Source organism: Krasilnikovia sp. MM14-A1259 (assembly GCF_047159535.1).
GTDB lineage: Bacteria > Actinomycetota > Actinomycetes > Mycobacteriales > Micromonosporaceae > Actinoplanes.
In genome coordinates this window covers 2,201,056-2,220,027 of record NZ_BAAGAJ010000002.1, presented here as the reverse complement: position 1 = coordinate 2,220,027, position 18,972 = coordinate 2,201,056, and the positions used below count along the sequence as shown (strand labels likewise).

The 18,972-nt window shown below is 67.8% G+C and carries 15 protein-coding genes and 1 pseudogene; 12 read left to right on the top strand and 4 right to left on the bottom strand.

Annotated elements, in window-relative coordinates:
- Nucleotides 1–85: 85 nt before the first annotated feature.
- On the bottom strand, nucleotides 86–283 hold the full coding sequence (locus ACMCNK_RS09590) for a DUF397 domain-containing protein (protein WP_412736041.1): 198 nt from the start codon (nucleotides 281–283) through the stop codon (nucleotides 86–88).
- Complete coding sequence (locus tag ACMCNK_RS09585) at nucleotides 283–1,164, bottom strand: helix-turn-helix domain-containing protein (RefSeq protein ID WP_412740795.1); 882 nt, start codon at nucleotides 1,162–1,164, stop codon at nucleotides 283–285. The genes ACMCNK_RS09590 and ACMCNK_RS09585 overlap by 1 nt, the downstream gene beginning before the upstream one ends.
- Before the next feature lie 585 nt (nucleotides 1,165–1,749).
- On the opposite strand from ACMCNK_RS09585, the gene ACMCNK_RS09580 reads away from it, so the two are divergent.
- The 12 genes from ACMCNK_RS09580 (at nucleotide 1,750) to ACMCNK_RS09525 (ending at nucleotide 15,396) form a co-directional block, all read left to right on the top strand.
- The gene (locus tag ACMCNK_RS09580) at nucleotides 1,750–2,406 is read left to right on the top strand and encodes a GOLPH3/VPS74 family protein (protein WP_412736040.1); all 657 of its coding nucleotides are present in this window, start codon (nucleotides 1,750–1,752) and stop codon (nucleotides 2,404–2,406) included.
- A 27-nt stretch (nucleotides 2,407–2,433) separates the two neighbouring features.
- The gene (locus ACMCNK_RS09575) at nucleotides 2,434–3,966 is read left to right on the top strand and encodes an APC family permease (RefSeq protein ID WP_412736039.1); all 1,533 of its coding nucleotides are present in this window, start codon (nucleotides 2,434–2,436) and stop codon (nucleotides 3,964–3,966) included.
- Nucleotides 3,960–4,586 carry a GNAT family N-acetyltransferase gene (locus ACMCNK_RS09570; protein ID WP_412736038.1) on the top strand — a complete coding sequence of 209 codons (627 nt, stop codon included), beginning with the start codon at nucleotides 3,960–3,962 and terminating at the stop codon, nucleotides 4,584–4,586. The genes ACMCNK_RS09575 and ACMCNK_RS09570 overlap by 7 nt, the downstream gene beginning before the upstream one ends.
- A complete protein-coding gene (locus tag ACMCNK_RS09565) occupies nucleotides 4,583–5,518 on the top strand; it encodes a hypothetical protein (RefSeq protein WP_412736037.1) in 936 nt (311 codons plus the stop codon). The genes ACMCNK_RS09570 and ACMCNK_RS09565 overlap by 4 nt, the downstream gene beginning before the upstream one ends.
- A gap of 143 nt (nucleotides 5,519–5,661) precedes the next feature.
- Nucleotides 5,662–6,903 carry a methyltransferase, FxLD system gene (fxlM, locus tag ACMCNK_RS09560; RefSeq protein ID WP_412736036.1) on the top strand — a complete coding sequence of 414 codons (1,242 nt, stop codon included), beginning with the start codon at nucleotides 5,662–5,664 and terminating at the stop codon, nucleotides 6,901–6,903.
- A 12-nt stretch (nucleotides 6,904–6,915) separates the two neighbouring features.
- Nucleotides 6,916–7,071, top strand: coding sequence for an FxLD family lanthipeptide (locus ACMCNK_RS09555; protein ID WP_412736035.1), 156 nt, complete (start codon nucleotides 6,916–6,918; stop codon nucleotides 7,069–7,071).
- A gap of 74 nt (nucleotides 7,072–7,145) precedes the next feature.
- Nucleotides 7,146–9,890: a lantibiotic dehydratase gene (locus ACMCNK_RS09550; RefSeq protein ID WP_412736034.1), complete on the top strand. Its 2,745-nt coding sequence runs from the start codon at nucleotides 7,146–7,148 to the stop codon at nucleotides 9,888–9,890.
- On the top strand, nucleotides 9,887–10,963 hold the full coding sequence (locus ACMCNK_RS09545; RefSeq protein ID WP_412736033.1) for a lanthionine synthetase C family protein: 1,077 nt from the start codon (nucleotides 9,887–9,889) through the stop codon (nucleotides 10,961–10,963). Before ACMCNK_RS09550 ends, ACMCNK_RS09545 begins: the two co-directional genes overlap by 4 nt.
- A gap of 14 nt (nucleotides 10,964–10,977) precedes the next feature.
- Nucleotides 10,978–11,841 (top strand): thiopeptide-type bacteriocin biosynthesis protein, encoded by an 864-nt coding sequence (locus tag ACMCNK_RS09540; protein WP_412736032.1) that lies wholly within the window; start codon nucleotides 10,978–10,980, stop codon nucleotides 11,839–11,841.
- A gap of 106 nt (nucleotides 11,842–11,947) precedes the next feature.
- Entirely contained in the window at nucleotides 11,948–12,289 is a 342-nt protein-coding gene (locus ACMCNK_RS09535; RefSeq protein ID WP_412736031.1) for a hypothetical protein, read from the top strand.
- A gap of 95 nt (nucleotides 12,290–12,384) precedes the next feature.
- Entirely contained in the window at nucleotides 12,385–12,696 is a 312-nt protein-coding gene (locus ACMCNK_RS09530) for a hypothetical protein (protein ID WP_412736030.1), read from the top strand.
- A gap of 861 nt (nucleotides 12,697–13,557) precedes the next feature.
- Complete coding sequence (locus ACMCNK_RS09525) at nucleotides 13,558–15,396, top strand: prolyl oligopeptidase family serine peptidase (RefSeq protein ID WP_412736029.1); 1,839 nt, start codon at nucleotides 13,558–13,560, stop codon at nucleotides 15,394–15,396.
- A gap of 541 nt (nucleotides 15,397–15,937) precedes the next feature.
- Here ACMCNK_RS09525 and ACMCNK_RS09520 read toward each other — a convergent pair.
- Nucleotides 15,938–18,580 carry an ATP-binding protein gene (locus tag ACMCNK_RS09520; protein ID WP_412740794.1) on the bottom strand — a complete coding sequence of 881 codons (2,643 nt, stop codon included), beginning with the start codon at nucleotides 18,578–18,580 and terminating at the stop codon, nucleotides 15,938–15,940.
- 60 nt (nucleotides 18,581–18,640) lie between these two features.
- Nucleotides 18,641–18,868: pseudogene (locus ACMCNK_RS09515) on the bottom strand (AfsR/SARP family transcriptional regulator); the annotation flags it as partial.
- Nucleotides 18,869–18,972: the final 104 nt, after the last annotated feature.

The window sequence follows — 18,972 nt, the reverse complement described above, 5'->3', positions numbered from 1 at the left end:
GCGTCAGCATCCCACCGTGACCAATGACGTTCAAGGCGTTGCCGCCACGACAGAGGCGATCGAGAACGTATCCGGTGACCGTTGGTCAAAGATCGAACTCGTCATCCCGGACGCCCCCGGTGAATGCGGCCCATTCCGCCGGGGTGAACTCGAGGACTGGCCCCGTCGGGTTCTTCGAGTCGCGTACGCCCACCACGCCGTCATCGGCGACGGCGAACTCGACGCAGTTGTCTGCGCTGCCGCTGCGGGTGGACTTGCGCCAGTTGGTGAAGCGGTGGGGCATCAGATGACTCCTTGGTGTTCGGGTAGCTCCTCGGCCACGGCGGCGAGGAAGCCGAGGGTCTGCTCCGGGGTCAGTGCCACCGCCCGTAGGCGGTCGTAAAGGGTCAGATAGTGACCTACATCGACGGCGTCCGTCACGACAAGATCCGAGGTGATGGTGTCGACGGAAACCACGATCGGGTCGGCGGAATCCGGGTAGCGGTAGATGGAGAAGGCCGAGCGCGGCACGACATGACCGGCGATCGAGGCGGCGATCGGCAACACCCGAATGGTGACCCGGTCCTGCGTGCGCGCGAGGTCGGCCAGATGCCGGAGTTGCCCTCCGACGACATTCGCAGGCGCGGCGAACCTCCGGATGGCCAGCTCGTCAATGACCACCTCGTAGGTCGGGCCACCAGGCCGTTCCAGGAGCCGTTGCCGGGTGATGCGCGCCTCCAGGGCACGGGCGGCGTCGACACCTTCGGTGTGGGCGGACGGGTCGGCGTGGACCCGAGCCTGGCTGAACGCCGGGGTTTGCAGCAGCCCCGGCAGCAAGGTCATCTGGTACTCCGAGATCCGGTGGGCGCCCGACTCCAGGCTCGCCGAGAGCGCCTGCCGAGGACCCATCTGGTCGGCGTGACGTTCCCACCAGCCGCGCTCCTGGGCTTCACGGGCGATCGTCATGATCTGAGACCAACGGTTCTCACCGACGTTGAACACGGCGAGGATCCGCATTATCAGGTCAGGGTCGGGCCGCACGTGGCCGTTCTCGATCCGGCTGATGGTTTGCCGCTTAACACCAACTGCGCTGGCGAGTCGGTCCGCAGAGTACCCGTACTCGTCGCGGAGTCGCAGGATCTCCATTGCAAGCCTGCGCCGCCGCACATACGGGCTGACCATCATCGAGTCCTCCAGCCGCACCGGCCACACAGCCCACTGACCGTCTCCGTGGACTGTCAGCGCGCCAAGAGCGTAACCCCGAATCCGCCAGTGTGGATCACTAGTCGATCAAAGCGAACCCGAAGAACCGCAGGTCAACGGCTAGTCACCCCGCAAATCTCCCCCCAACTCTCCCCGTAGAACGGGGTTCCGACCTGCCGGACGGTCCGTGATCGTGGACTCACGACACGCAATACATCGATGGCCTGTGGCGGCACCCAGAGCCACGTCGTCATCGACGCATACGAATCAAGCACCGAAGGCACGAGGATCAGGCAGGGGAGGCGACCGATGCAGGCACCGTACCCATTGGCGGCGCAGGCGACGTCCGGACCGCCGCAGCCGCCCCATGTCTTGCGCGGTGATTCAAGCGTGCCGTACCCAGATCCCCGGTCCGCCGCCGCTGCCACCCGGCCGTCGGCGGACCGGGCGCCAGTGCCACGAACGACCCGGGCGACAGCACCGGTTGTAGCCCGTCACGCCGCCCGTGAACCGCACGGACGCCCGGCAACACCACCACCCGAACCACGGACGCACCCGAACCAGCCGATGCCGTCAACGACGCTGCCTCCTACTGGATGGCCTCTGCTGGCTGATGACCTGTTCCGGCTGGCGCACCACGACACGACGGGGCGCCCACTGTTGCACTCGACGGTGGCGGGTCTTGGACTGGCGGCGGCCTTGCTGGCCGAGCTGGCCTTGACCGACACGATCGTCGTTGAACACGACCAGGTGTTCGTCATCCGGCACGCGCCACCGGGCGACGCGCTTGCGCACACGGTGCTCGACCAGCTCGTCGGTGAGCAGACCGCGCACACCGTGCGGACGTGGCTGGCGTTCCTCTCCCAGACCTCATACGACGAGGTGGCGTCGCGGCTCTTGCGGTCGGGGCATGTGCGCGCCGAGGCATCCCGACGCCTGTTGATCAAGACGACGATCTACGTGCCCACCGACGCCAACGTGGCGGCGTGGCCGTGGGCGCGCCTGTCGACGCGGTTGCGCAATGGTCAGCCGTTGAACGGCTTCGACACCGTCCTCGCCGGGCTCACGCTCGCCGCTGACCTGCACCGCCATGTCGTCGACGGCATTCCGGGGAACGTCATCACCGGGCTTCGCCAGCTCGTCGCCAAGGCGCCGCCGTCGATGCGGCTGCTGCTGCATCACACCGAGGCGGCCGTCGGAGATGCCGTCCTCACCGGCCACTAACCCCCACCGCATACGAGGAGCCTGACCATGTCCGTACCCGGACCCCGAACGCCCAGGGCCAGCAACGTCTCGCTGGCGCTGGCCCGCGCCCGTCTCGGTGTCTGGCCGGTGGTCTTCATCGTCATGGCCGCCGCCGCACCGTTGACCGTGGTGGCTGGCGGCGCTACCACCGGCTTCGCCGTCACCGGCGTGGTCGGCATCCCGGTGGCGTACCTCGCCGTCGCGGTGGCTCTCGGCCTGTTCTCCGTCGGCTACGTCGCCATGTCCAGGTGCGTGGTCAACGCGGGGGCGTTCTACACCTACGTGTCGCGCGGCCTGGGCAGGGTGCCCGGCGTCGGGGCCTCGTTCGTCGCGGTCGCGGCCTACAACACCATGCAGATCGGTCTCTACGGTGGGTTCGGCGCCGTCCTCGCCGGTCTGCTGGACGACTGGCTCGGCTGGTCGGTGCCGTGGGCTGTGTGCGCGTTCGCCGGCTGGCTCGTGGTGGCGGTCCTCGGGGTGCGGCGCATCGACCTCAACGGCCGGGTCTTGGCCGTCATCCTGCTGGTCGAGATCGCGGTCGCGGCGGTGTTCGCCGTGGTGCAGCTCGCCCACCCGGCGGATGGGAGGGTCACCTTCGACACCCTCGCGCCGGGGAACTTTCTCGGCGCTGGGATCGGCGCTGCCTTGGTAACGGCCGTGGCCGGGTTTGTCGGCTTCGAGGGCACCGCGGTCTTCTCCGAGGAGTCCAAGGACCCGCAGCGCACCGTGGCGAAGGCGACCTACCGGGCGTTGGCGATCATCGGCCTGCTCTATGCCTTCTGCGCCTGGGCAATGTCGGTGGCGACCGGCCCGGACCGCATCGTCGAGGCGGCGAAGGCCGACGGCACCGAGCTGATTTTCAACCTGGTGCGCCCGTACGTCGGACAGACCATGGTTGAGCTCGGTCACCTGCTGTTCGTCACGAGCCTGTTCGCGGCGCTGCTGTCGTTCCACAACACGGTGGCCCGGTACCTGTTCGCCCTCGGTCGTGAACGGGTGCTTCCGCCGGTTCTGGGGCGGACCAGCACCCGCACCCGCGCGCCGAAGATCGGCTCGATCGTGCAGTCCGGGCTGGCCGCGATCGTGCTCGGCGTCTACGCGGCGATGGGGTGGGATCCAATCGTGCACCTGTTTTTCTGGCTCACGGTCGTTGGTGGACTCGGCGTCCTGATCTTGATGGCCGGTACCGCCGTCGCGGTCATCGCGTTCTTCGCCCGACCGGCCAACCGCGACGGCGTAACCGCGTGGCGGTGGCTGATCGCGCCCGCGCTGGCGGCGATAGCGCTGCTGTGGATCCTGTGGGCCACGATCGACCAGTTCCACACCCTGCTCGGGGTGGAGGCAACCAACCCGCTGCGGTGGCTGTTCCCCGGCGCATTCGCCGTCGCGGCTGTGCTGGGTGTGCTGTGGGCGTTGGTGCTGCGGGCCGCCAAGCCGGGCGTGTACGCCGGTATCGGTCGGGGCGCGAACAGCGTCACCACAGGGCTGGAGACCCCACTCGACCGACTGAACCCGGCGCCGGCCGCGAGCGGGTGGTGACCGCCATGACCGCGTTTGCTTCGACTATTCGCCGCGCCATTCCCGCCGAGACCGACAGGGTGGCCGACCTGCTCGCCGAGGCGTTCCTGTACGGCGACTTCGGTCCGTACCTCGTCCCGAACGTCGAAACTCGGGACCGGGTGTACCGCCCCTACTTTCGGATCTTGACCGAGCACGCCCTGGCCGCTGGCTGGATCGACGTCACCGAGCAGCTCACCGCCACCGCGATCTGGTACCCGATCGGCGAGCGCCTCGACCTCGACATCCCGGGCTACGACACCCGCCTGGCGCAGGCGTGCGGCGAGTACCTGCGCCGGTTCGTCGCCCTCGATCGGGCCATGCACGCCCACCACCCCACCGGCGTGCCGCACCACTACCTCGCCCACTTGGGCGTGCACCCGGACCGGCAGCGGCAGGGACTCGGCAGCGCCCTGCTGGAGCATCACCACGCCCGGCTCGACGCCGATGGAGTCCCCGCCTACCTGGAGGCGACCGGCAGCCGCAACGGCGCCCTCTACCGCCGCCATGGCTACCTGCCCCGGCAGGGCTACCGGGTACCGGACGGGCCGCCGCTTTACCCGATGTGGCGGCGCCCCCGCCCGGCGGGGGAGGCGGGATGAGACTCGGATATAGCTGCTGGGGTTGCCTCGGCCCTGGCGTGGTGGAGACGCCGGACGGGTTACGCGCCTACCGCCGCCCGCTGATCGACGGGCTCACCGACGCGGGTCACGAGGTGGTGCTCGTCCAGGCGAACCGGGACCTGGCCGAGGCGGGACTCGACCTGCGGGACCGATACACCTACGGCGGGCTGCCCGACCTCGACGCGTTGATGCTGGAGTGGCGATGGCCGCTGCCCGGCCGCAACACCACCCCGTGCGGCACCCCGGGCCGCACCTGCGACCTGCACCGGCAAATCGGGCTGCTGGAGCACTACACCCGCGCGTGCGGCACCCCGACGGTGATCTGGGACCTCGACCGGCAGCTCCCCGCCGACGACCCCTCCGCGCGCTGCCGAACGTCGCGGTGTGCGAGTTCGCCCTGCACCCGACGCCGGGCGCCACGACCCTGCGGTGCCCGGTCCCCGACGCCGCGCTGGACGCCGCCGACCCGGCGGCGCTGGCGGGTCTACCCCGGCCGCTGTCGCTGGTGTACGTGGGCAACCAGTACGACCGTGACGACGCCTTCGACCAACGGCCGGTGGCTCGTCGGGCACAACATCGGCGTCGACTGGCGCCTGCTACACCGACGGTGTGCCTCCATCGCCCCGGCCGGGCTCATCGACACGCTGCGCCTGGCCCGCGCCTGCCACCTCGACGCCGGCGGGAACAGCCTCACCACGCTGCTCGATCATCTCGAACTGACTGCCACGGTGACCGGGGCGGTGCCGCACGGGCAGCCACACCGCGCCCTGTGGGACACCGTCGGCGCGGCCGTCCTGCTCGGCAGCCTCGTCTCCCGACGGTGGCCTGCCGGTGTCGGTCTTGCCGGACTGTGCACGGTGGCCGCCCTGCCGGATGTAGCGCCCATGCAGGCGCCGGACACGTTGTTCTGACCCGAGCTGGGTACGAGGCTCAGCCGCAAGGAACCACCCCTGATTTTGGCGAGTCGAGTCGCTTGCCGCGGTGTTGATCCGAACACCGGGAAGGCCGGGCCGTCCGATCGGGCGGTTCTGATGGAGAAGGAGAGTGCAACCCAGTGAGTGTCGACACGGTGGCTAGCGAGGGCCTGCATACCGCGATGGTCGATCAGCTCGTTGCTGATCACGCGGACAAGGGGCTGACGATGCGGCCCGAGGTGGAGGCGGCCCTGCGCGCCGTCCGCCGCCACCTGTTCACACCGGGCGCTCCGCTGGAGGAGGCGTACCGCGCCGACCAGGCCGTGATCGCCAAGCGGCGCGGCGACGAGGCCGTTAGCTCGGTGTCGGCGCCGTGGCTGATCGCGGAGATGCTCGGTCAGGCGACCGACGACGTCGACGGCGGGCTCCTCGGCCGGCACGTGTTGGAGATCGGCTCCGGCGGCTACAACGCCGCGCTGCTGCGCGAGCTGGTCGGGCTGTCGGGGTCGGTCACGACCGTGGACATCGACCGCGACGTGACCGACCGGGCCACGGCGTGCCTGGCGGCGGCCGGCTACGACGACGTGAGGGTGGTCTGCGCCGACGCCGAGCAGCCGATCGGCGACGGCCGCCCCTACGACCTGATCATCGTGACGGTCGGGGCGTGGGACATCTCCCCGGCGTGGACCGGGCAGCTCGCCGAGACCGGCACCCTGGTCGTGCCGCTGCGTACGTTCGGGATGACCCGCTCGTGGGCGCTGCGCCGGGCCGGTGACCGGCTCGTCAGCCGCAGCCAGCGCCTGTGTGGCTTCGTGTCCATGCAAGGCTCCGGAGCCCACGAGATGCGCTACGTCGACATCGCGGCCGGCGTGCACCTGCGCCTGGACGAACTCCAGCAGCAGGCCGATCCGGAGGCCGTCGGCGCGCTGCTGTCACAACCACCGGCGCAGGAGTGGGCCGGGGCGAGCCTGCCGCCGAACACGATCCTGGCCGACCTCGACCTGTGGCTGGCGGCCCGCATCACCGACGCGGGGCAGCAGTTCGTGGTGCTCACCGCCCAACAGGAGGCCATCGACGCCGGCCTCGTCGCCCCGGCGTGGCGCTACGGCACGCCCGCCGCCCTGCACGACGGCAGCTTCTGCTACCGCTCGGCGCTGACCTGGACCGACGACCTGTTCGACCTGGGCGCCCGCGCGCACGGCCGCGATGCTGGCGCGGCGGCCGAGCGGATGGTCGAGCACATGCGCGCCTGGCTGGACGCGGGCAGCCCTTCGCCGTTGCTGCACGTCCTGCCGGCTGGAACTCCCGACGGCGACCTGCCGGCCGGGACGGTGCTGGACAAGCGGCACAGCCGCGTCGTCCTCACCTTCAACCCCTCGTAGAAAGGCAAGCACATGAACGAAACGCCCGTCCCCGAGTTCACCCTGGACGTCACCCTGGTCGACGCCGGCCCCGCCGCGACCGGCTACGCCACCGGCACCGACGACGGCTGCGGCTCGGGCAACACCGGCTCGACCGCCTGCACGGGCCGCAGCGACACCGGCAACTGACCGAGCCAGTTCCCCTCACATCCCAGGCCCGGCGTCTCACGGCGCCGGGCCTGCCGACCCCTCGGTGGTGCAGCATGATTCCCGCGGCCGGTGCGGCGCTGATCAGAGTCGCCGCGTACCCGAGCGATCTGGTTCTGCCGGACTGGCCCGACCTGGCATCCGGCGAACCCGAAGAGTGGCGCACGTGGCTGGACACGGCGTGGGAGCTGCCCCGGTTCGCGGCGGCCGTCACCTCGGCGGCGCCCGAGCTGGCCGAGCAGATCACTCGGGCCGTGTCCGGCGAGCCAGTTGCGCCGCAGCGGCTGCGTCGCCTGGTGCAAGCAGCAGTCAAGTACCTGCTGCGGTGGGGCACCCGCGCGACCCCGTTCGGCACCTTCGCCGGGGTCGCCCCGGTCCAGTTCGGCGCCCACGCAGCGGTCCGCGTGGGCGAGGCCCATCGCCCGGTTGCCCGCCCGGACGGTGAGTTCATCGCCGAGCACACCGCGCGGGCCGAACAGAGTCTCGCCACCCTGCGAACCGTCGAGGTGGTGACGAACTCGCTCGGATTCCAGCGCGGCGGCACATGGGTGCTGCCGTGTGCCCGCTCCGAGGGGGAGCGGCGGTGGGACGTCGAGGTCCGCCTGACCGGCCCGGTCCAGGCAGCGATCCAGGCGGCGCGTTCACCGGTCGGGTTCGCCGAACTCGCCGCAAAGATCGCCGGGACCACCGACGTGGCCGCCGCCGAGCGGCTACTGGCCGAACTGGTGCAGGTCGGGGTGCTGCTGTCGGCGTTGCGGCCAGCGATGACGGTCACCGATCCGGCCGCCTACCTGGCGCGCCAGCACGCTCTACCGCATCCCGGGGATCGGGTCGCGGTCGATTTGCGTGCTGATGTCGCGGTGACGCTTCCTCCGGCGGTGCTGCGCGAGGCGGGCCGGGCGGCTGCGACGCTGGTGGCGGTGGCGCCTGCGTGGCCCGGATGGGTCGGGTACCACAGCGCGTTCATCGAGCGGTGGGGTCCAGGAGCGGCCGTGCCGGTCCGCGACGTGCTGAACGTGCTGGGGTTCCCGGCCGGCTACCGGGGATCGGCCCGCCGCGTCCCTGCGGTGTTCACCGGCCGGGATGGGCTGCTGGGACAGCTCGCGCAGCAGTCCGTGCTGGACGGGTGCGCCGAGGTGGTGCTTGACGATGGGCTGATCGGCCGGCTGCGAGGGGATGACGACCGGCCGCCGGTCCCGCACACCGAGCTGCGGTTCGCGCTCGCTGCCGACACCGTGCGGGACCTGGACCGGGGCGCGTTCACCCTGACGGTGCTCAGCGGGTCGCGTCACGCCGGGGTTTCCGCCGCTCGGTTCCTGCACCTGCTGACCCCGGCCGAGTTCGCCTCGTTTCAGCGCGTCTTTCAACATTTGCCGACCACCCAACCGGGTGCGGCGACCGTGCAGTTGTCCGGTCCGCCGCTGGACGCCCGGCTCGCGGCGGTGGCCCGCACGCCTGAGCTGTTGCCGGTGCTTCCGCTCGGCGAGTTTCACCCGTCACCGCCGTGGAGTGTGGAGGATCTGGCGGTGACCGGCGACGGTCAGCGGCTGTGGCTGGTGTCGCGGACCACCGGCCAGCCCGTCGAGCCGTTGTTGTGCAACAGCGTGCTGCTGCCGTCTCTCCAGCAGCCGCTGATGCGGTTTCTGACCGAGATTTGGGCCGCGTGGAGCGCGCCGTGCAGCCGGTTCGACTGGGGCCACGCCGCCGGCCTGCCGTTCCTGCCTCGCGTGCGGCACGGACGTACTATCGTGCACCCCGCCCGCTGGATCATCGAGCGCACCGCGCTGCCCGCCCGGACCGCCGGATGGTCCCAGTGGCGCGACGCCTGGCAGGGCCACCGTCACCAACGGCACATTCCCCAGCAGGTACTCCTCGGCGAGGACGACGTACGGCTGCGCCTGGACCTGGACAACCACGCACACCTGGCGATGGTGCGTGACCAACTCGACCGGCACGCCCGCATGGTGCTCACCGAGGCCCCCGGACCGGCGGACTGGATCGACAACCGCCCCGCCGAACTTCTGCTCACCCTCACCCACCCCGTGCCTGCAACCCGGCCAGCCCGACCGGCACGGCCCGTCTGCAACATCCAGCACCGGCCCGGCGAGTCGCGGTGGCTGGAGGCACGCCTGTTCGGCCGGCTCGACGCCATCCTGACCGACCTCGCCGGCCGCCCCGCCGACCACCTACCGGCCGGCTGGTGGTTCGTGCGCTACCCCGACCCCGAACCCCACCTCCGGCTCCGCATCCCGCTTCCGGACGTCGAACGGTTCGCCGACACCGCTGGTCACCTCGCCCGCTGGGTGGCCTACCTCCACACCAACGCCGCCGTGTACGACTACAGCCTGCACCCCTACCGGCCCGAAACCCGCCACGGCGCCGGAGCGACCCTTGCCGCTGCCGAAGCGGTGTTCGCCGCCGACTCCCGCGCCGCGTTGCGCCGCCTGACCGGCGACCGGCAGGCCGCCACCGCCGCCGGCATGATCGCCATTGCCGACGGTTTCACCGGCGACGGCTTGGGCTGGCTTGCCGCACACGTTCCCCAATTCACCGGTCCTCGTCTGGAGCCCGCGCAGGCCGAACTCGCCCGGAGGCCGTTGCGCGACGAGCACCTGGCAGCGGCGTTGGCCGCCTATCGGACCTCGGCAGTGGAGGCCGGACTCGACCCCGACCAGATCCTCGGCGACCTGCTGCACCTGCACCACGCCCGGATGATCGGCGTAGACTCCACGTCCGAGCGGCACTGCCTACGGCTGGCCCGCACCGTCGCCCGCACCGCGCAAGCCCGGCAAGCGGCATGAGCGCCGGACAGTCCCTCGCCGACGGTGCGGCCGGCGTCGCCCTGCTGCACCTGGAGACCGGCAACTTGCCAGCAGCGTGCGACGCTTTGCGCCGGGCCACCACCGGTGGCGTCAGCATCGCCGCCGGGGCGAGCCTGTTCTACGGCGCCCCCGCGCTCGCGTTCGTCTTGGCCGCCACCGACCAGCCGGGGCTCGCTCCGGCCCGAGCGATCACCGCCGAGGGCACCGTCACCGTGACCCGCCGACGGCTCGACGCCGCGCACCGCCGTATCGACCGCGACGAGCAGCCGCATTTCGCCGAGTACGACCTGATCCGCGGGCTGACCGGCCTCGGCGTCGCGCTGCGCCGGCTCGGGGACCACGACCTGCTCCGCCACGTCCTGGACTACCTCGTCCGGCTCACCGAACCGCGAGGCTCTCTCCCCGGCTGGTGGTGCTGGAACAGCCCCGAGCGCGACCAGCCGCCGCCCACCGGCGGCCACGCCAACCACGGCATCGCCCACGGCATCACCGGCCCGCTGGCATTGCTCGCCCTCACGATGCGCGACGGCATCCACGTCGACGGACACGCCGAGGCGATCACCCGCATCTGCCGGTGGCTGGACACCTGGCAGCAGCACACCGGCGGCGCGGCCTGGTGGCCTCAGACCGTCACCCTCACCGACCTACACCGGGGTGCCCCAGCCCAGCAGGCCCCGTTGCGGCGGTCCTGGTGCTACGGCACCCCCGGCATAGCCCGTGCCCAGCAACTCGCCGCGCATGCCCTGCACGACACCGACCGGCAGAACCTTGCCGAAGCCGCCTTCGCCGGCTGCCTCACCGACCCCGCCCAGGTCGCGCGGCTCGGCGACCGCAGCCTGTGCCACGGCACCGCCGGGCTCCTGGCCACCGCCCGGCGCATCGCCGCCGACGCGCTCGACCCGACGCCCCTCGGTCCCATCGAGAACCTTCATCGGTCGGCCACCCCGGACACCGGCGAATCTGATGGGCTCCTCGTCGGCACCACCGGATCCGACCTCACCGCCGTTGCCACCACCGCAACCTCGTGGGACGCCTGCCTCCTACTCACCTGACGAAAGGGTCCGCCGTGGATGACAGCCCGTGGCAACAGATCAACATCAGCTATCCCGGCGAGACCCTGCGGGAACGCGAACAGCGCGCGGTCGACCACCTCGGCCAGGTGCTTCCCGCCGCACAGGCGGCCGGGCTGATCACCTCGTGGTGGTTCATCCGCAAAGGCGCGTGGCGCGTCCGCTATCTACCCACCGGGCAGGAACACAGCCGAGAACTGGCACACGAGCTGATCACCGACGGAGTGAGCTGGACCGGCGACATCTACGAACCCGAGACCTACGCCTTCGGCGGGATCGACGCCATGGACACCTCGCACACACTGTTCCACCACGACAGCCGCCACCTCCTCACCTACCTCCACCAGCACCCCACCGACCGCCGGGAACGGTCGCTCGTCCTGTGCACCGCGCTGATGCGTGCGGCGGCGCTCGACCTCAACGAGCAAGGCGACGTCTGGACACGAGTCGTCCAACACCGCGCCGACCACCTCAACCAGCCACCCGCCCCCGACACCCGCACGTGGGAAGGCTTCACCGACAACGTCCGCCAACTGCTCACCGGCACCGCCCGTATGTCCGACGCCTGGCACACCGCCTTCGCCGACACCGGCAGGCGCCTCCAACGCCTACGCGAGACCGGCAGACTCACCCGGGGCATCCGTGCCGTGATCGCCTTGCACTTGATCTTTCACTGGAATCGACTCGGCCTGTCCGCGCCCACCCAGGCCACGCTCGCGCACGCAGCTACCGAAGCCATCTTCGGCACCTCATCAGCGTCATCGGGCCAGCACTCGCCCACCAGCAGCGAGCATCCAGCCGGGATGACGGCGAGCGAACGCCGCGCGAGGCCAACCTGTCATACCGGGCTGACACGATGAGGTCATGTCGATGCCGCCGACTCAAAGGATGCCCGGAACGCTACTGCTACGTGTCCTGGGCAGAGTGGCGCCCTGCCCTCGCTGCGCGCACCAGATGTTATGGATCTTGGCTCTACTGCCCGTGAATCGGCCGGATGTCGGCGAGTTCGTCAAGGTCGACCAGGAGGGCGCCTTGGCGCTCGCAGAAGAGATCCTGCGGTGTTCGGGCCAGGATGTCGTGGCCCGACGGCTACGGCCCAGGCCGTTCAACGAGCGGGGCGCGAGCTTTAATCCGAACACGTGCACCGGTTGCGGAACGCAGCCGGACTGGCACGCCTTCGAAGCCGTGGTGGACACCTCGATATATGAGGGGCAGATTGAGGTGGCGCGCGGACGCGTCGGGGTACGCGAGTGGCGCAACGCCGTCGCCGCTCAGCACACCGTCATCTGCTGGATACCGAACGGCTAGCTGCCACGCAAGCGAACGAGCCCGACAGCTTGTCGCAGTCGGGCTCGTGGACGCATTTGGAACGATGCTCAAGGCAGCGTGAAGGTGGCTTCGATGTGGAGCACACGATCAGTCACGCTGCGTTGTTGCAGTTCTGTGACATGCCCCCGGAGGCGGTCACGACGTGCTGGCCTGGCAAGGCCCGACACCCGTGGATCACGGTCAAGGCCCTACCGATGGCCGGAACACGGCAACGCACGTACACCGGCCGCTTGGGCGGTGGCGCCCACGGCCTCCCGTTCATGATCATCCGTGCTTATTGGCTCGGAGTCAACGCGGTGCTGGCCTACCAGGCCCTCAAACGCTACTTTGAGCACCCCGACGAACGGCCACGTCTGGCACACGTCGGCCAACCAGCCGACCACTGATCAACGCCGGTCGACCACGTCGCGCCACGACTGCGCAACCGGCAGCTGCCCGAGATGGCTGGGCCCACACACGCCGAACTCGGCGATGGAGTCCAGGTAGGCATCGGCTGACCGAAACCGGCGCGATCAGCTTGCGGCGGTGCTGGGATTCAATGGGCATCCGGCGTCCTCGCCGAGCAGCCAATGAAGCAGTCATGCCATTGAGCACGCGCAGACATCGACGGACGACTGGGGTACCGTCGCGGACATCACGATGCACTAGCTAGCCACGAAATCTGGTCGCGTGATGCCGTCGCCAGGTCAGAGCCAGCCCCGGTGCCCTTGGCTTTGCCCACGATGGCGGCTGCGGCTTATTTGCTCCGGCAGCAGGTCGGGTTCGGGAACTTGGTGGGAAGGATTTGGTAAGCCCCGTTCGATACGGTCTGCACCATGATCCAGCGAGACGTCTCGGCAGCTCCAAGGCAACACTTCGAGATGTCGCCGCGGGTCATGCCTATCATCGGACTCGAGAAAAAGGTGTAAGAACAGTGAGTCGACGACTCGTCCTGACCCTCGCAGCTCTGGCTCTCGCGATCTCGGGAGCTATCGGCGTGACCTACTCCACTTCTCATGGCGACGCGCGGCCCTTGGCCGGTGGCGACGCGACCTGGGGACATTAAGACCTGTAGTTGACTATCAAGAGCGCCCTCATTGGAGGGACGTTCAGCGTTGGCGGTCTTTTTGGGCTGGCTGGCCTTGCACGGATGCTGGGCCAGCTAGCCCCGTCCGCTCAGGTTCCTCGTAGGACCTGCCGGAGGCGATCGACCGCTCGCGTTAACAAGAGCTCATGGCAGCTGTGTGATGTGAGACAGGGTGAGGGGCATGGTGTCGTACCGGGATTTCCGGCCAAGGGTCCGTGTGCAGATGACGGTTGCCGTCTCGCCCGACGGCGACATGGTCGCTTACTCCGATGACACGTTGGGGCAGTTCAACGTGGCGGTGCAGCCGCTGGCCGGCGGGGAGGCGCGTCACCTGACCGCGTACACCGACGACACTGTACGGCGGGTGGTCTGGCATCCGGACGGCAAGTCGATCGTGTACGCCGCGGATGCAGGCGGTACCGAGAACCATCAGCTCTATCGCGTTGACGTGATCGGCGGCGATCCTCAGCCGTTGACGGCGAATCCGTCGGCGTCGCACGCCCTGGCTCTTGGGAACCCGTTCTCTCCGGATGGACGCTGGCTGGCCTACTCGGCCAACGACCGTGAACCTGGTGATCAGGACGTACTTATTCGTCATCTCGACACGGGACAGGTCCGCCGGCTCTATGCTGGCGGCGGCCGGGTCTATGCCGGTCACTGGTCACCTGACGGATCCCTGCTGACGGCGACGCATTGGATTGACGCCAATAGTCACCACGTCATCTACGTGGTAGACATCGAGAACGGGTCGGCTACTCGCATTACCTCCGTGGATCCGGCTGCCACCTACTGGTTGGGACCGTGGCTGCCAGACGGCTCGGGTTTCCTCGTCGAGAGCACTGCCGGCCGGGAGTTCACTGGTCTGGCGGTCCTGCGCCTGGACGGCAGTCTGGAATGGCTCGACACCCCGGACTGGGATGTCGAACAGACTGCGCTGTCGCGTGGCGGAAGCACCCTTGTCTGGACCGTGAACGTCGATGGTTCCTCCGCGCTACGGGTGCGGGATATGACGACAGGCGTGGTCATGCCGGGGCCGGATCTGCCGGCCGGCCAGCTCATGAACCTGAGCGTCTCGGCCGACGGCCGCACTGTCGCCGCCCTACTCTCGACCGCACTCGACCCATGGCACCTCGTCACCATGGATTTGCCCACGGGAGAGCTGCACCGGTTGACCGATGCCGCACCTGCGGCCGCCACGACGCACCGGTTCGTCGAACCGGAACTGGTGCGCATCGCGTCCCGAGATGGGCACCACATCGCCGGTTACCTCTACCGGCCGAACGATACCAATGAGCCCGTGGCAGTCGTCATCTCTGTGCACGGCGGACCCGTGTATCAGGAACGCCCGATTTACATGCATGACGGCCTATATCAGTACCTGCTTGCCAACGGTGTGGCCGTGCTGGCCCCCAACATCCGCGGATCGTCCGGGTATGGCCAGGCGTACATCGAATCGGTCTATCGCGACTGGGGCGGCGGTGATCTGCGCGACCTCGCCGACACCGTGACCTACCTCCGGCAGCAAACCTGGGTCGACCCGGAGCGGGTCGGAATTTACGGGGCTTCCTACGGTGGCTTCGTCGTGTTGTCCGCCGTCGCGCGGCTGCCAGAGCTCAACTGGGCCGCGGCAGTGGACCACTGTGGCATCAGCAACCTGCTCACCCTGGCCGAGGCATCGCCACCGACGATTCGGTCCCTGGTGCATACCGTCATCGGAGATCCGGAACACGATGCCGACTTCCTTCGTGAGCGCTCACCCGTCACCTACGTCGATCGGATTCGGGCACCCCTGTTCATCATCCAAGGTGGCAACGACCCACGCGTGCCTCCGAACGAGAGCGAACAGGTCGTCACACAGCTTCGTGCCCGCGGGGTCGACGTGCGCTATGACTGTTATCCGGACGAAGGGCACGTCTTCACCAAGGTCGACAACCAGATTCGATCCAAGACTGACGCTGCTGACTTCCTCATCGGAAAACTGGGCTTCAAGCAACTAGATCATGACTTGTCTGGCGCATAGGTTGGGTCGGCGATCTACGGCCAGTTCGGCCGTGCGGCGGTAAGTCACGTTTGACGAGGTCGCCGGGGCGTACGCTCTCGGGGACCTGGTCGTGCGGGGCGACTTGTCGCGCAGCAGGAGCTGCTCGACCATCGTGGTCAACTCGCTGACGCGCCGTGATCGGGCAGAGGCGGGGCGGGTTCATCGCGACGGACGGTCCAGTTCCGCCACGAGGAAGGACGGCCGCGGTCTTCAGGATTTTGACTCGCCCGGCGAACCTCCCGTGAGAGCGCGGCGAGGCACTCCGCGTCGCCGCTGGTGGTGCCTGGCAGGTCACCGGCGCCGGTCCCAGCCTTCTTCACCGAAGTCCGCCATACTTCCGGATGGATTCCGAGCTGTTCGGCAACCCGCCGGATCGCTCACGCCGCACTCGCCGGATCTCGGCGGGCCTCAATCGCCCGCCGGGTCGTATGCTCACGCAGCTCGTTGGGGAACTTCGGTGCGGGCATTACCGGTGTTACTCCCAGGTTCCGGTCTCCAACAAACTCGGTGTGGGACAGGGTCAGGAAGCGTAAGGCAGCGGCAGGCTACCTGTCTGTTCCAAAGGTGTTGATTGCAGCTCCGACAACGACTGCCGAATCGCCACCTCCATAAACGTGGGTCGGGGTTGCTGAACGAGCGCTAGTGCCTCTTGAAGTAGCCTGCGGGCACGCTCCCGATCGCCGCGCCTGAGCGAGCACACCCCGAGGCCGCGAAGGCACTGGGCTACTCCTGGCCGGTCCTTCAGCCGTTGGCAGATCAGATGAGCCTCCCGAATGCACTCTTCAGCCTCGGCGTACCGTTCCTGTTCAATGCGCAACATTCCCTGCCAGAAGAGTGCTTGAGCGTGTCCTTGTGGCGCCGAAACAGTGTCATAAACGTCGAGCGCATCTCTTAGGTAGGACTCCGCTTCGCTATGCCGACCTGCATTGAGATGAATTTGCGCTATTCCGCGTAAACAGAACGCTAGCGAAACCGCGTTCCCATGCAGTCGAAGTTGTGCCAGCGCCTCATCGTAGACATTGAGCGACCTCACCAGATCGCCTTGCAGGCGATATGCCATGGCGGCATATGCCAAAGCGGTGGCAGCCGCAGCCTCCTCGCCATGTTCTCGGAATAGATGCGCCGATTCCATGTTTCGACGAACGGCGGAGTCGTATTCCGTGCGATCGGCGTCTGCTCCTCCCAGGCGAAACAGTACAGTAGCCTCACCCTCGCGATCCTGCTCCTCGCGGGCCTGCGTTAGGGCTGCTTCCAGCATGTCGCGTGCCACATCGAAATGACGGCGCATTGTAAGCAGTGGAGAGATGACGCAGGCTAGCTCCCACGCCTGAGGGACACGATCCCGTCGGGCTCTTCGGACGACGGCCAGGATCGCCTGCTCCTCGATCTCGAACCACGACATGGGATCTGTAATCAACCTTTTGGTGATGCGACTATCCGCGGTCCATCGAGGTGTTTGGGGCCCGACATGGTGCGCTTTTCCGACCGTCGCGGACTCCGCGGTCTCTGTGAGGTCTAGCCATACCCCGTATGCCCGAACGCGAGCTGCTTCGAGGTCAGAATCAAGTTCCTCGCTTACCGCAAGATCGTTGGCAAAGATGCGGACAAGGTCATGAATGCGATACCGAGTTGACCCGCAGAAATCCTGCCCAGCAACTTCAACGAGTTGTGCATCGAATAGCTGCTCCAGCATCTCTTCCGCTCGGATTATTGATACTTCGAGCAGCGCAGCAGCTACCCATATCGGCACCTCCGGTACATCAAGATTGCCGAGCCGACGCAACAGCGTCTTGAGGTCACCATTGAGGTCGCGGTAGCTGAGCCAAATGCTCGCCTTCACGTCAAGGTATCCGTGCGAGAAGTTGTTTATTCGACTGCGTTCGTCCCTAAAAAGGTGCACCAGACGACGAACCGGCCAATGGGGCTTTGCAGCCAGCTTGGCGCCTGCGACCCGCAGTGCCAGGGGGAGATAGCCGCATTGTTGGGTAAGCTCGAGCGTGGCTTCAGTCTCGGAGGCAACCCTGGCGCCTCCAGCGATTTTGGTTAATAATTCAACCGCCTCCCTTCGCTCGAGAACATCTAGGTTGAGCGTGTGCGCAGCGGTTAGGGCGCCGAGCCGTCCCCTGCTGTTGACCAACACGGCGCAGGACGAACTTCCGGGTAAGAGCGGAACAACCTGCTCGTCGTCTACGGCATTATCCAACAGCACCAGCACGCGACGCTGAGCTAGGAGGGTCCGGTACATATCTGTGCGATCGCTGGTTGTATCCGGGAGCCTCGACCCGTCGATTCCAAGCGCCCGAAGGAACTTCCCTAATACCTCGAATGCCGTGGCCGGCTCGCGTTCACCCAATCCTTGAAGGTTGGCAAAGAGCTGCCCATCCGGAAAGGCGTCACTGTTTCGATGCGCTGCATGAATGGAAAGTGCCGTCTTTCCCACGCCGCCCGGTCCCGTGATCGCCACGACTGATATTCCGTCGCCGTCGGCCCCACGCAACCAGGTAGAAATTTGCCGTACTTCCTCCCTGCGTCCTGAAAAGTCAGCGATATCGGGGGGTAAATTCCGAGGAGAGCCCACGCGGAATCCCTCGACGTCGCCTGACTCTGTTGCAGGCACAGGTAAAGGAACAACACCTTCCGCGTCCACTGCTGAAGGGTCGGAAGGCGCCTCGCGAGGGGCTTGCTCGCTCGGCGCACCGATCTTATACGCGAAGGGCAATGGTTCGTCTCGAAGTATTGCGAGGTGAAGCTGCTGCGCTCTTGCGGGCGGCTCAGTACCCAACTCGTCGCGTAGCCAGTGCCGCCAGGCTTCGTACGCTTGCAGTGCTTCGGCGCTGCGGCCCGCACCGTGTAGGGCGACCAGCATGAGTTCTGTGAGCCGTTCTCGTAACGGGTACGCCTTGGCGCTCTCAACGACTTGGTCGACGACCTGCGGCTCGTCGCCCAACGCGAGCTGAAGCTCGAAGAGATCTTCGACAGCAGTGAGGCGGGTGGCCTCCAGCCCTCTGCATTGAGCTGCGCAAGCCTCTGGCGGTGGGTCTTCTCCGAGCACGGGGCCTCGCCAGAAGCCGAGTGCCGCGCTGAGCATTGCACGACCTTCTACATCGCTACGGCACTGCCGCCACCCGCTCGCGGCCGACCTGAAGCGTTCCGCGTCGATCATGCTCGGAGGGCACTCCAACAGGTAGGCGGCCCCCCGACTGAGAAGTCGGGCTTCGTCTGCTCCACCCTCAAGGAGTGCCCGTAGCTCAGACACCCTGCTCTGCACGATTGGTGTCGCGCGCGCGGGCGGCGTGTCACCCCACAGGAGCTCGATGAGACGGTCTCGGCTGACAACCCGGTTGACCTCGAGTGCCAGTGTCCCGAGGATCAGGCGCTGCTGGCGTCTCACCAGGGGTAGTAGACGGCCGTCGTTCCACAGCTCGACCGGCCCTAGTACCCGAATCTCCATAGCACTCCCGCTCAATGACCGCCCACCAGCGGCCCCAGAGCCACTGACCATGTATAGATGGAGGGCCATCGATTGTATCCCGGTATGGCTGCGAGTGTGCCCGT